The 14,927-nt window shown below is 51.4% G+C and carries 8 protein-coding genes; all 8 read left to right on the forward strand.

What is annotated here, in order from left to right; all coding sequences use genetic code 11:
- Nucleotides 1-11 precede the first annotated feature (11 nt).
- The 8 genes from GCU39_RS01765 to GCU39_RS01800 all read left to right on the forward strand — a co-directional run bounded on the left by GCU39_RS01765 (nucleotide 12) and on the right by GCU39_RS01800 (nucleotide 14,892).
- Nucleotides 12-911 (forward strand): carbohydrate ABC transporter permease, encoded by a 900-nt coding sequence (locus GCU39_RS01765; protein ID WP_152391929.1) that lies wholly within the window; start codon nucleotides 12-14, stop codon nucleotides 909-911.
- Nucleotides 912-1,006: 95 nt separating this feature from the next.
- Complete coding sequence (locus GCU39_RS01770) at nucleotides 1,007-2,671, forward strand: extracellular solute-binding protein (protein WP_152391930.1); 1,665 nt, start codon at nucleotides 1,007-1,009, stop codon at nucleotides 2,669-2,671.
- A gap of 109 nt (nucleotides 2,672-2,780) precedes the next feature.
- A complete protein-coding gene (locus tag GCU39_RS01775) occupies nucleotides 2,781-3,917 on the forward strand; it encodes an SGNH/GDSL hydrolase family protein (RefSeq protein ID WP_152391931.1) in 1,137 nt (378 codons plus the stop codon).
- 168 nt (nucleotides 3,918-4,085) lie between these two features.
- Nucleotides 4,086-5,687: a right-handed parallel beta-helix repeat-containing protein gene (locus tag GCU39_RS01780; protein WP_152391932.1), complete on the forward strand. Its 1,602-nt coding sequence runs from the start codon at nucleotides 4,086-4,088 to the stop codon at nucleotides 5,685-5,687.
- Between the two features lie 63 nt (nucleotides 5,688-5,750).
- Nucleotides 5,751-8,129 carry a glycoside hydrolase family 95 protein gene (locus GCU39_RS01785; RefSeq protein WP_152391933.1) on the forward strand — a complete coding sequence of 793 codons (2,379 nt, stop codon included), beginning with the start codon at nucleotides 5,751-5,753 and terminating at the stop codon, nucleotides 8,127-8,129.
- Between the two features lie 403 nt (nucleotides 8,130-8,532).
- Nucleotides 8,533-10,581, forward strand: a complete 2,049-nt coding sequence (locus tag GCU39_RS01790) for an alpha-galactosidase (protein WP_152391934.1) — start codon at nucleotides 8,533-8,535, stop codon at nucleotides 10,579-10,581.
- 120 nt (nucleotides 10,582-10,701) lie between these two features.
- Nucleotides 10,702-13,047, forward strand: a complete 2,346-nt coding sequence (locus GCU39_RS01795) for a glycoside hydrolase family 95 protein (RefSeq protein WP_152391935.1) — start codon at nucleotides 10,702-10,704, stop codon at nucleotides 13,045-13,047.
- Between the two features lie 93 nt (nucleotides 13,048-13,140).
- A complete protein-coding gene (locus GCU39_RS01800) occupies nucleotides 13,141-14,892 on the forward strand; it encodes a response regulator (protein ID WP_227793411.1) in 1,752 nt (583 codons plus the stop codon).
- Nucleotides 14,893-14,927: the final 35 nt, after the last annotated feature.

Below are 14,927 nucleotides of genomic sequence, written 5' to 3' on the forward strand. Positions count from 1 at the left end.
GGAGCACACCTATGGCAATAGCAGTTCAAAAGAAGATTAAAGAATCCGCAGGAGACCGTGCATTTCTGATCACAATTCATATTGTGCTGATTCTTGTAGCGATCGCGGTTATTTATCCGCTTATCTTCATTCTCAGCAGTTCAATCAGTAGTCCGGCAGCCGTTACGTCTGGCAAAGTGTGGCTCTGGCCTGTAGATATTTCCTTTAAGGGCTTCAAGGTACTGTTCAATACGTCAGAGATTATTACCGGCTACGCCAACTCTATTTTCTATACCGCGGCCGGAACGATCATCAGTGTGATTCTGACGATCATGATTGCATATCCGCTGTCCCGTAAAGGTTTCTTCGGACGGAATACGCTGATGATGATGATTACCTTCACGATGATCTTCAGCGGTGGACTGATCCCCACTTATATGGTAGTCAAACAGCTTCATCTGATTGATACTCGCTGGGCGCTGCTAATCCCGAACGCCATTTGGGTCTGGCAGGTCATTATCGCCCGCTCGTTCTTCCAATCCTCTATTCCGGAAGAGCTTTTGGAAGCCAGCGAAATTGACGGCTGCAGCGATCTGCGCTTCATCTGGAGTGTGGTCATCCCGCTGTCAAAACCGATCATTGCTGTACTCGTGCTCATGTATGCAGTAGGCCAGTGGAATGCGTATTTTGATGCTTTGATTTATTTGAAATCTGCAGACCTCTTCCCGCTTCAGCTTGTCCTGCGAAGTATCATCATCCAGAACAATAGCTCGGGCAACATGGACGCAGCGGCGATGGTAGAGCGTCAGCAGCTTGCCGAATTGTTGAAATATGCCTTGATTGTAGTCGCTACATTGCCTGTACTTGTAATCTATCCGTTCGTACAGCGCTATTTCGTGCAAGGGATGCTGGTCGGGTCTGTAAAGGGCTGATCCAGTATCAACTTCACCTGAGAGGGGGGATGCGGGCAGCTTTAGAACATGCGTTCAAGCCTCACCTGCAAAACTATAAAAGGGAGTGATCAGATTTGAAGAAGAGCATGGTAACATTATTAATGCTGGTTATGATATTCACGGTTGTGCTTAGCGGATGCGCAAGTAAAAATATAGATAACGCATCCAGCGGTCAGACCGGGAATGCAGGTTCCGAAGGTTCCGGCAAGCCGGTGAACATTAGCGTGTTTTCTGTTCAGGAATCCGGGATTGATATCCCAACTAACAAATTTACTCAATTTGTTTCAGAGAAATTCAATATCAAATTCAACTGGCAGATCAACCCTTCAGACGGGGCCAAAGAAAAACGCCAAATCTCGCTTGCGAGCGGCGACTACCCGGATGCCTACATGCTGACCCACTATATCGACCAGTTCTCCCAGGCAGATCTGCTGAAATACGGTAAGCAAGGCGTACTTCTCCCGCTGAATGATCTGATTGATAAGTATGGTCCAAATATCAAAGCAGCGATGGAAAATTATCCTGCAATGAAAACATTTAATACAGCACCGGACGGCAATATTTATGGTCTTGGCGCCTTTACAGAATGTTTCCACTGTTCCTACCCGAACAAGATGTGGATCAATACCGAATGGCTGAAGAAGCTGAACCTGGAAATGCCAAAAACAACCGAAGAATTCAAGCAAGTGCTGGAAGCCTTTAAAAGCGAAGATCCGAACGGCAATGGCAAGGCTGATGAAGTACCGCTGAGCGGTTCTACTGAAGATTTCGGCGTACGGATTATTCCATTCCTGATGAACGCTTTCGTCTACGACGATGACCGCAACTATCTGAATCTGGTTGCTGGAAAAGTACAATCCGCAGCAATCTCGCCAGAATGGAAAGAAGGATTGACTTACATCAAGTCCTTGTTCGATGCAGGGCTGATCGACCCAGGTGCCTTTACACAGAACGCAGAAGCGTTCAAGAAAATCGGTGAAAATGCCGGTGCAGAAATTCTTGGCGCAGGCGCAGGGATGCACCCGGCGATCTTCATCAACATTGATCCAGGCAACACCCGTTCCGCTCATTACAATCCGGTACCGCCGCTTACTGGACCGAACGGAATCTCTTATGCAACTCATGACGCTGGCGGTGTAGCTCCAGGCGCGAAGTTTGTCATTACGAACAAAGCCAGCGAAGAAGCACAAATCGCACTGATTAAAATGGTTGACTACATGTTCACCCCAGAAGGACAAACGAATGCAGGAAGCGGTATGAAAGGCATTGACTGGACAGATCCGGAACCGGGCGATGTTGCACTTGGCAAAGATGTGAAGCCGGTGGTGAAGTCCATCCCGATGAAGGAAGGCGAAGCACCGCGTAATGCAGGCTGGAGCGGTATGGGTCACTTCTTTATGCCGAAGGATTACCGTGATACGTTTGTTCAAGCAACAGATATCTATGCTTCCAACGGTTATGAACGCAGATTGTATGATGCGACGCTGCTCTACCAAGGCCATGAGCCAAAAGACATCTTCCCAATCTGGTCAATCTGGATCGATCCTGCCGAGATTGATGAAGCCAGCTTATTGCAAACGAACCTCAGAAACTATATCGAGCAGAATGAGCTGCAATTTATCACCGGCAACAAGGATATTAACAAGGATTGGGATGATTATGTAAAAGGTCTGGAGAACCTGAAGCTTGATCGTTACCTGGAAATTTTACAAAAAGCGTATGACAATACGAAAAAATAATAATTGAAATCATATTCAGGTGCTGTATGATAGACCCGGCACCTGATTTCTTTCATTTCCGGGAAATCAGGCCCAATTCGATCAAGAGAAATGGACGGAGGAAGAGTTCATGTCGGAGGAGAAACACTGTAATCATCACTTTATCGTCCCGCGCCGGGGACTGCCAGGAATCAATGGGAAACTTGGGAATCAATCGCATGTAACCGTAGCCTTTTTAGGTGGCTCCATTACTGAAGGAGCAGGCGCTTCTGAGGCAGATACGCATAGCTGGCGAGCACTCACCGGGAAATATCTGCAGGAACGTTTTCCGAACAAGGCATTCACTTTTATCAACGCCGGGGTCGGAGGAACGAACTCCACGCTGGGCGCACACCGGCTGCAGGAGCATGTGCTTCTGCAAGGAGGGATTGACCTGATGTTCGTTGAATTCAGCGTCAATGACAACGAAAGTGACCGGGAAGAATCCATCCGGGGCATGGAGGGAATTGTGCGGCAAATGGGACGGCTCTCTCCGGAGACGGATCTGTGTTTCCTCTACACGGCAGCGGAGAAAAATCTGTCGGGCAGCAATCCGTTTAACATTGCCGTGCACGAAGAAGTGGCGGAGCATTATGGAGTTCCGTCCGTCAACTTCGCAGGCCGGGTCTATAAAGAGACCACGGCGGGACGGATGGAGTGGATGGCTCTTGCGCCGGATGGCTATCATCCCAATGATGATGGGCATGCGCTTTATGCGGGTTATTTGCGGGAGTACCTGGACGCAGAACTGATTCCAGGTGCTTCGGCTGCTGCCCAGTCATCTGATATCCTTGGCCTCCCGGCGCTAGAAGAACACAATTACGAATACGGCAGCCTGTTAAGCTTCCGCACAGGACACGGTGAGGAGTTCGAACTGCGCAAGCTGGCTGCCGATGACCCGCTGATGAACTGGCGCTTCGATACCGAACATCTGTATACAGACAGTCTGGAGGCAGAATACAGTTACACGGTCACCGGCCAACAAGCAGGTCTGCTTCTGCTGTACGGCCCGGATAGCGGGATTTTTGAATATTCTGTTAATGGCAGCCCTTACACTGCTGTTAACCTCTTTGACGAATGGTGTCCTATGGCTTTTCGCCCCATTATCGCTATGTTCCCCGTGCAGGAGCAGCGCCAGGAAATAGCGGTAAAGGTGCGGATTACGGGTCAAAAGGATGAACAGAGCCAGGGCACCAGTTTGCGAATTATGAAATTACTTTGCAGTTGATAAACAGAAAAAGAGAGTTTATATCACCTCTTATTAAGCAGTTACAATGTTTGAAAGGCGGGGTTACTCATTAACTCGAAAGAAAAAGGAGCCGCAGCTTCTCCAACCATTCTCTGGCTTACCGATTTCGGTGCCCGTCCGGATTCGGAGCAGGATACGCAGACAGCTATGGCTGCCGCTCTTCAGGCTGCTGCCAACATTTCCGGTCCAGTTATATTGGATTGCCCGAAGGGAACCTATCATTTCTACCCGGATAAAGCCATTCGGGAGCCCTATAACATTACGAATACTGCCAGTGAAGAAGAGAACCGTGATGTGACCAAGACGATAGGTCTATTGCTGAAAGACCAGAATCAGGTGACGCTGGAGGGTAATGGTTCTTTATTTATTTTTCATGGCAAACAGACGATGATTCTGCTGGATGGCTGCAGACATGTCGAGATCCGCAATCTGCATACCGACTACTATAGGCCGACCGTAACTGAAATGACGATTACTGCTGTTGGCAGTCAGTGCTTTGATACGGAGATTCATCCTGACTCACGTTATGTGATCAGAGACGGTCGACTGGTCTGGATCGGTGAGGGCTGGAGCTTTTCAGAAGGTCCGACGCAGACCTATGATCCCGTGCGGAATACGACCTGGCGGATGGAAAACTGGCTGGAACGGGCGCTTCGGGTAGAAGAACTGGAACCGATGAAGCTTCGCCTGCACTTTGATTTCCAGCCTGAGGCGGTCGTCGGACAGGTGCAGCAGAGTCGGGATGGTATTCGGGATCAGGTCGGCGTATTTATTACGCGGAGCTCGGGCATTACCTTCACGGATGTTGGCCTGCACTTCCTCCATGGTCTTGGTGTGGTAGGTCAGTTCAGCGAGAACCTGACGTTCCGCCGGATCAATCTGTCGCCGCGTCCGGAGACAGGACGAACCGTTGCAGGGTTTGCTGATTTCGTGCACATGTCCGGCTGCCGGGGCAAGATCACCGTGGCGGACTGCTATTTTGCCGGGTCGCATGATGATCCCGTTAATGTCCACGGCACCTATCTGCGGATTGTGGAGCAGCCAGCGGACAATGTCATCAAGGTGCGCTTTATGCACCCGCAGACGTATGGCTTCTTGGCCTTTCATCCTGGAGACGACATTGATTTTGTCCGATCCGAAGCGCTGACTACCTATGCCTCTAACCAAGTAACAGATGTGCAAATGGTCAGTCCGCGTGAGCTGCTGCTGACGCTTGCTCAACCGGTGCCAGAAGATATCGGCAACCACGATGTGATCGAGAACGTCACTTGGACGCCGGAGGTTGAAGTGGTGAACAATCATTTCGCTCGCGTACCTACCCGCGGCGTCCTCTTAACAACCCGCCGCAAAGCTGTCATTGCGAACAATACGTTTGAGCGAATGCATATGAACGCCGTTCTTATCGCGGTTGACGCCGAGTCCTGGTATGAATCGGGCCGGGTTGATGATGTGACGATTACCGGTAACCGCTTTATCGAATGTGGCAACGGTGAACATCCGGTCATTTTCATTGCTCCAGAGAATACAGAGATTGATGAGCATAACCCTGTCCATCGGCAGGTGGTTATCGAGAATAACGTCTTTGAGATGCAGGGGAAGAACCCGGTACTAAGTGCCAAGAGCACCTCGGGGCTGGTCTTAAGAGATAATAAGATTGCGGGCGTTGGACAAACGGACGGTTATGAAGAGAAGTTTGCCTTCCACGTGTGCAGTGAAGTGGAGCTTAATAACAACACGTTTACTGCTTAATCATTCCTTTTTCAAATTCAAGACTGGATACGTTACTGAAAGATTGATATGGGGAGAGAGCGCATGAAACTTCAATTCAACAAACCTGCAAGCGTATGGACTGAAGGTCTGCCTATCGGCAACGGCCGTTTGGGTGGGATGATCTTTGGTGGAGTGGAACAGGAGAAAATCAGTCTGAACGAAGACACCTTATGGTCGGGATATCCGAAGGACGGAAACAATCCTGGCGCGAAGGATGTGCTGCCGAAGGTTCGACAGCTGATCGAAGAAGAGCGTTATGTGGAAGCCGACACGCTGACCAGACAAATGCTTGGGCCGTACACCCAGTCGTTCCTGCCTTTTGGCGATCTGCTGTTGCGCTTTGAGCACGGAGCTGTGTATCAAGGCTACCGGCGTTCGCTAGATATCGAGAATGCTGTTCATCATCTGGAATACAAGATTGGCAATGTTACTTATACACGTGAAATGTTTGCCTCGCACCCGGATCAGGTACTAGCCATTCGTCTGACTGCAAGCGCTCCTGGCGCACTGAATGTGCATGCCAAACTGGACAGTCCGCTGCGTCACAGCCTGTCTGCACAGGGCGATAGCTTCGTGATGGCAGGACATGCACCGGAGCATGTAGATCCGAGCTATTTCACAACGGACAACCCGATTCGATACGGGGAGCCAGGGAATACGAAAGGAATGGCGTTTAATGGTCGCATCGCTGCTGAGAGCACAGATGGTCATGTAACCGTTGATGACACAGGCTTACATATTCTTGGTGCAACCACGGCGGTCCTATACTTCAGCGCAGCTACCAGTTTCAATGGCTATGACAAAATCCCGGGTCTTGAAGGAAAAGATGCTTCCGCTATCGCAGAAGCTTACCTGACAGGTGCGGCTGCTAAGGCCTACGGCACCTTGCGTGAAGCCCATGTTGCAGATTATCGTTCGCTGTTTGACCGCGTGAAGCTGAACCTTGGCTCACCGCTGGCTCCGCCTGACATGTCTACCGATGAGCGGATCACGACGTATGCCGCGAAGGACCCTGGTCTGGTCGAACTGCTTTTCCACTATGGACGTTATCTCTTAATTGCAAGTTCCCGTCCTGGTACACAGGCGGCTAATCTTCAAGGAATCTGGAATGCGTTAACGCGACCGCCTTGGAGCAGTAACTATACGCTCAATATCAATACGGAAATGAACTATTGGCCCGCTGAAATCTGCAACCTGTCGGAATGTCATGAGCCGCTGCTGGATATGATCGGCAATCTAGCGATAACCGGTGCTGAGACCGCACGGGTCAATTACGGCACTCGCGGCTGGGTGGCGCATCATAATGCCGATCTTTGGGCACATGCAGCTCCGGCGGGCGATTATGGCGATGGCGATCCAGGCTGGGCGTACTGGCCGATGGGCGGCATCTGGCTGACACAGCATGTCTGGGAGCATTTTGCATTCACTGGAGATGTGGATTATTTGCGGGAGAAGGGATATCCGATTCTTCGCGAAGCGGCACTGTTCGCACTGGATTGGCTGATTGATGACGGCAGCGGCAGACTGGTGACCTCGCCTTCCACCTCACCGGAGCACAAGTTCCGCATACCGGATGGCGTAGCGGCAGTGAGCCCGAGTTCCACGATGGACATCTCGCTGATCTGGGAGCTGTTCACGAACGTTATCGAGGCCTCGACGAAGCTGGAAACAGACGAAGAACTGCGCGCTGAGCTAGCGGCAGCCCGTGAACGTCTGCTGCCGCTACAGATCGGCAAGTATGGCCAACTGCAGGAATGGTATAAGGACTTCGAGGATGAGGATGTCTACCACCGTCATACATCGCACCTGGTAGGTGTCTACCCGGGACGGCAGTTGTCGGAAGAAGAGACGCCGGAGCTCTTCGCAGCGGCGAAGACTTCGCTCGAGCGGCGCGGCGACGAGAGTACCGGCTGGAGCCTCGGCTGGAGAGTCGCTCTGTGGGGCCGCTTCCGGGACGGCAACCGTTCGCTGCGTCTGCTTGCGAACATGCTGCGGCTCGTGAAGGACGGCGAATCAGAGGAGTACAACCATGGTGGCGTATACGCCAACTTGCTCGGGGCACATCCGCCGTTCCAGATTGACGGCAACTTCGCCGCTTCTGCCGGCATTGCCGAGATGCTGCTGCAATCGCATCGTCCGTACCTGGAACTGCTTCCTGCATTGCCGGATGAGTGGCAGGACGGCAGCATAGAGGGCTTACGCGCTCGCGGTGGCTTTGAAGTGAACCTGGTCTGGAAGGCTGGACGACTCGTGGAAGCCACTATTACGTCACTATTAGGTACTCCTTGTACGATTCGCACGAAGGAAGCACTGCTGGTGAGCGAGGAAGGCCGGGAAGTTCAGACTAGCCGGACCGTAGAAGAGATCGTGAGTTTCGCCACCGAGGCTGGCAAGACTTATAAGCTGACTCTTGGGACGTAATACTAGACATTCCTCCGGATTTCAACCGTAAGAATCGGTGATCATCAAAGATATCTGGCAACAGCGAATGAAATTCCATACTTTCACCGGAGTGACGCCGAGCCTATGTTAGTTTCATAAAGTTCATTTTTATACAGCAATTAAGTTCAGCGGCAGGGGAGAGTCAGACGACGCATCTCTGCCGCTTTTTTATTCTCTTGGACTGCACAGGGATTGCTGCTTAGAAGAATGATCAGGAGAGTGGAGAGGGCCTTTTGTAAGATGTGTTAAATCGCGGTATGGATCGGAAGATCGTTGCATAGAAAACGCTTTATCGTGTCTTTATAATGAGGGCAGAACGGGCTATCAAGCGATAAGATCGTCCTGTACAAGATCCAGCATGCAAACCAAAGGAGGCATAATAATGCTAACTAACGATACAACCCTACACGTAGAACGGAAGAATGAGACACTCCTGCAAGCAAGCAACGGCCTGGTAATTCTGATCATTGATCTGGAGAAAGGGGAGGCTTCCGTAACTTCCGGCGTTTCACAGATGAATGGCATCCGCAGCGCGATCCGCTGGCAAGGCCGGGAATATAATACAGAGCTTTACAAGGTTCATCAGCTCCAAAAACAGCGTGAGATTGAGCAAGAAGGCTTCGGCAAAGGGATCGAGTTGATCATTCGGCACGAATCGCCATCTTTGCCGCAACTGGAACAGCACTTTTATATCTACGAAGCTTCACCGTATGTACTGGTACAAGTCGTTGCAGTAGGCGACGAGAGCTTGAAAGCGAATCGTATGGCAGTTGTTCAGACCCGGTCAGTGACTGTGGGCGGAGCAGACGGGCAGCAAGAAGAGTTAAGCGTTCTGCGCGTCCCTTTTGACAATGACAAATGGGTTAGATATACGGTGGTACAGCCGCCGCTAGATACAGAGAGCTATGAGGTGACGGCACTGTTCGCACCGGAGAGCCGCCGCGGCATTATTCTGGGTTCCGTTACCCATAAGGTCTGGAAGACCGGGATTCGTATCAAAAGCGAAGTTAGCGGTCAGCTTCAGGAGCTCGACCTTTATGGCGGTGCGGTAAGCGAACTGACTCGTGATTTCCAGCCGCACGGGTATGTGAAAGGTCCGAGAATCGAATCTCCGCTGGTGTTCATCGGATTCTACGATGATTATCGCGAAGGGCTGGAAGCTTACGGCCTGGCAAATACCTGGATTGAAGCACCGCTGGCCTGGGAGGGCGGCGTTCCGGTCGGCTGGAACAGCTGGTCTGCTGCGATGGCGGAGCTGAATTATGATCTGTACACCTCTACCACGGATTTTCTGAAAAATGAAGTACAGCCGCTTGGCTTCCAGAACGAAGATACAGTGTACATCAACTTTGACGCTTTCTGGGACAACTTCACGCCAGAAGAAATGAAGGATGCGCTGGAGCGAGTCCGGAAGAACGGCCACAGACCAGGAACGTACTGGACACCGTTTGCGTTCTGGGGAGGGCCGGACCACTTCGACAATCCGGTTGAAGGCACAGACGGGAAATATACCTACCGCGATATTCTGCTAAGAGACAGCGAGGGCGAAATTCTGCCTGACGTCGATGGTGGTCTGGCTATTGATCCGACGCATCCAGCCAACCTGCAGCGGACGGACTGGTTCATGAACAAGTTCATCACCGAGGGCTTCGAGTACATCAAGCTGGATTTCCTGGCTCACGGTGCATTGGAAGGGCAGCATCATAACCCGGAGATCACAACAGGGATTGCAGCTTACCATTACGGCATGACCTATTTGCAGCAAAAGCTCACACCGGAAGCTGTCGGTCGGCCGTTCTTCGTTAACTTGTCCATTGCCCCGCTATTCCCGTATTCGTTTGCTCACAGCCGCCGGATTTCCTGCGATGTCTTCGGCAAGCTGCAGGATACGGAGTACATGCTGAACTCGCTAACACATGGCTGGTGGATGAGCAATACGCTATACCGCTATAATGACCCTGACCACTCAGTCATTTACAAGAGCTTCAACCAGGAGGCTACAGGCTGGCATGAAGGTCGCTCCCGTCTTACAGCTTCTGTCATTTCCGGTACGGTGCTGCTGCTCGGGGACGACTTCCGCAAGGCAGAGGCCGCTGAACGGGCCAAAGCATGGCTGGGCAACAAGGAAGTTATGGACGTTGCTCGCTTGGGAAAAACCTTCCGTCCGCTAGAGGGCGGACTTGGTAAAGGCGCTTCCGACGTGTTCGTGCTGAACGTTCCGGAAAAGAATGCCTTTTACTTGGCTATTTTCAACTTCGATCTTGAACAGGCTGCACAGAAATCCGTCTCGCTGGTTCGTGCCGGTCTGGACGCTGAAGCCCAGTATGTGCTGAACGACCTGTGGGAAGGAATCGAAGGAGCAACGTCTGGTGTACTCGATATTACATTGGAGCCGGCAGAATCGAAGATTTTCAGATTGACGGTAAAATAGCATTTTTGTACCTTAAATTGGATAAATCCGATGCTAGGGCGTAAGACGGAACGAATCAAACGCCCGGGCTATGTCATTCATAACGAAGAAGTGATGTCTGTTCATAGGAGGATACAGGGAGTGCAGAATTTTAAACTATGGTATTCCACACCGGCAGATGGCTGGGCTGAGGGACTGCCGCTGGGGAACGGAAGAATTGGGGCAGTCGTTATGGCCGCCCCGCACCGTGAAGTATGGAACATGACAGAGGCCACTTACTGGTCAGGCCAGACCGATCCGGAGCTGCAGCCAATTGTAGGAAAAGCCGTACTGGAGGAGATTCGGCAGCCCTTTTTCGCTGGTGATTACAAGACCGGCGATCGACTAGCTAAGCAGTATTTGCAGCCGCAAAAAGGGAATTTCGGGACGAATCTCGCGCTGTGCGAGGTGGTCATCGACTGGAACGGGCAGCGGCGAGGCGCAGCCAGAGTCGAAGCGGACATTCCTTCAGCTGGCAGCTTCCGGCGTGAGCTGGATTTGACCACTGCGGTGGCCTTGGCGGTGACTTCGCAGAGCGCTACAGCTGTGCATCGCGAGGTTTTTGCTTCTCATGCTGACGATGTGGTGGTTTCACGGGTATGGAGCGATACGCCAGGCGGCGTATCCTTCACCGTCTGTCTGAAAGGTGGAACGGAGTCTTTCCAGGCGACCGTATTGGATAACAACACGTTAGAATTCAAGGGGCAGGCCATTGAACGTGTGCATAGTAATGGGGCCTGCGGTGTATGGGCACACGGTCTGCTCAAGGTTGAGGTATCTGGTGGTGCAGTCCACGGGGAGAACGGGAGCTTGACCGTTACTGGAGCAAATGCTGCCCGGATATATTTTACGGTAAGCACAGATTACCGGCGAACAGATGACAGCTGGCAAACAGAGAGCCGCCTTACGATGGAGCGGGCCTTATCCAAAGATTACGCTGCGTTAAAAGAAAGCCATATCGCGGATTATCGCAGTCAGTATGATAAGGTAAGTCTTGATCTTGGAACGACCGGTAAAGCCGAGCTTCCTACCGACCTCCGGATTAAGCTTCTGGAGCAAGGTGGAATCGACGATCCGCAATTGTTCGCTTTATTCCTGCAATACGGGCGTTACCTGACCATAGCCGGCTCGCGCAGTGATTCTCCGCTGCCGCTGCATCTGCAAGGCATCTGGAATGACGGCGAAGCATGCCGGATGGGCTGGAGTTGTGACTATCATCTTGATGTCAATACGGAAATGAATTATTACCCTACAGAGGTGATCAACCTTGGGGACAGTCATTTGCCGCTGATGCGATATGTGGAAGACTTGGCTGGGGCGGGAAGATCCACCGCGCGCAATCTGTACGGCAGCGAAGGCTGGGTAGCGCATGTGTTCTCCAATGTCTGGGGCTTCACCCTGCCGGGCTGGGACACTTCATGGGGGCTGAATGTAACAGGCGGACTGTGGCTGGCTACGCATCTAATTCAGCACTATGAATACAGTCTGGACCGGAACTTTCTGGAGCGGCAGGCTTATCCGGTGCTGATAGAAGCAGCGCTCTTCTATCTGGACTATATGACGATTCATCCCCGGTACGACTGGCTGGTTACCGGTCCTTCGAACTCGCCGGAGAATCATTTCTATCCTGGCGACCCAGAAGAAGGCGGGCAGCAGCTGTCGATGGGATCAACAATGGATCAAATGCTGGTACGCGAACTGTTTGAATTCTGCCTGAAATCGGCGGAATTGCTGGATATAGACGAAGCGCTAAGGGAGAAGCTGCGGGAAGCAATTGACAACCTGCCGCCGCTGCAAATCGGCCGGAAAGGACAGCTTCAGGAATGGCTGGAGGACTATACGGAAGGTCAGCCGGAGCACCGTCATTTGTCTCATCTGTATGCCTTGTATCCAGGCAGTGAGATTACACCGGATCAGACCCCAGAGCTCAGTGCAGCCGTCCGGGTGACGCTGGAGAACCGGATGTTGCAGGATGATTTGGAGGATGTGGAATTCACTGCCGCACTCTTCGGACTTGGCTTTGCCAGACTGCATGACGGAGAGAAGGCCTACAGACATATTTCCCATCTGATTGGGGGGCTGTGCTTCGATAATCTGTTCACTTACTCCAAATCGGGGATTGCGGGTGCAGAAAGCAATATCTTCGTCATCGATGGCAATTTTGGAGGCACAGCGGTTATCGCGGAAATGCTGCTTCAAAGCCATGGCGGAGAGATTCATCTATTGCCGGCGCTGCCGCTTGCTTGGGACACCGGGTCTGTAACCGGACTGCGGGCTAAAGGCAATGCGGAGGTGGACATTACCTGGGCGGAAGGCCAATTGACCTCGGCCAAAATTACGCTTTATTCACCAGGCACCGTTACCGTCCGTTGGGGCGGGAAGCGCACCGAATTGCAGGGCGAAGCGGGTAAAAGCTACTGTTTCAACAGCCAACTAGAGCTGCTATAATCAGTGAGCGGGGGCGTATAAGCCTTCGCTTTCTTTATATACTCTGCAGCGATGATCCCGACATCCCCTGCTGATCTGGACAAATAACGATTCATGCTTGAAGATGACATTCATTTATTTGAGGATTTTGCAAAAATCCAAGGAGCGGCTTTCAATCAGCAATATATAAAGCGAAACGGTTTAGTTCGTCTATTTGTACCCGGGAGCGGATGGGATCGAATTTTGCAAAATCCTGATTTAGAGCATGGTTGGGCTAAGGGAAAAGAACAAAATAGAGGAACATATAACAAAGGAGGGGCTCGGATGTATAGTATATTTTTGGTAGATGACGAGGAACTCGAGATGGAGATGCTTAGAGACCATGTCCGCTGGGAAGAGATGGGACTTTATGTTGTAGGAACAGCCAGCAACGGGATGGAGGCGCTGGAGAAGATCGAGGCCACCGAGCCTGATATTGTGCTTACGGATGTGCAGATGCCGATGATGAACGGGATTGAGCTGGCTCAACATATCCACGATCGTTTTGACTGGATTCAAGTGATGTTCTTGACCGGTCACGATGAGTTTCATTATGTCAAATCCGCCCTTAACGTAGGAGCCGTCGGCTACTTGTTAAAACCACTTGATTTAAATGAAATTGAAAGCGTTATCGTGAAGGTGAAGCAGCTTTGTGAGGAAGTGCGCATGAAGCTCCGTTCTATAGAAGCGGCCAAGGCCAACCTCTTTAAAGAGCTCTCGCATGAAAAAGATAGGGAACGCACCGCTGCACTGGTTGCTAGCTTCAGCCGGCTGACCCGTCTGCCAGAGACCTCCCGCTATGCACTGGCTTTGTTCAGTGTCGATCCCAAGGAAGCTCAGAACGAACAGGATAGTCTGGAGGATTGGCTGGGCCGGCTGATCACCTTCCTGACTTCTTTTTTTAAGTTGAAAAATCTCGAGCCGATCTTTGTTCCTTTTAAAGAAGGAGAAATAGGGGTATTCATGGCCGCATCACAGCAGCCGGGCCACTATGCCTGGGAGGATCTGGCCGAAGGTATTCGCGGCGCACTCGATTTTACTGTTACGGCCGCGGTAGGCATGCAGGAAACCGATTTATCACACATCCATGACCTGTATGGGCAGAGTCGTGTTATTTTAAATGAACGTTTTTATGAGGGAACTGGCAAGGTTATTCATGCGGAGGCTGTACGGAATCAATTCTATAGCGAGCATGTGCCGCCTTTTGCTGCCAAAGAATGGTTTGAGGCTATTAACCGTCTGGATTTTGAGCAGGCTGCGCAGCGTCTGCACCGCCAAATGGAAGGGCTTGCAACCTTACGGGTCAAGAAGAAGGTGATTTCCGATTGGGCGATCGATCTTATTGATGAGCTGCTGGAACAGCTGCACAAGCCGGCTACGGAAGGGTTCAAGCGGGCGGAGCTGTATTATTCCATCTATAATGCACTGACCTTACACGAAATTGAAGACTTGATTTTGAAGATGGCTGGAGAAGCTGTGAGCATGCTGGGCGAACGGTTCATGGACAAAAACGAGAAGCTGGTACATAAAGTCCGTACCGTCATCGACCAGAATTATGATCAGCCGATCACGATCAACAGCTTGTCAGAGCAGGTGTATCTGTCTCCGAACTATTTGCGGTCCCTGTTCAAGGAGAAGACTGGCATGACTATTCACGATTATATGACCCGCATCCGTCTGGGCAAAGCGAAGGAACTGCTCGCCGATGGCTCGCTGAAAATTCAGGATATCGCCCAGCGGGTAGGGTATGAGAGCACGTCCTATTTCATTTCGCTTTTTGTAAAAAATGAAGGGGTCACGCCCAACGAATATCGTAAAAATCTGTAGCGGTGCCGTGGCGGCTCGCTGCTCTGAGCTGAAAT

This window comes from Paenibacillus guangzhouensis, assembly GCF_009363075.1.
Lineage (GTDB): Bacteria > Bacillota > Bacilli > Paenibacillales > Paenibacillaceae > Paenibacillus_K > Paenibacillus_K guangzhouensis.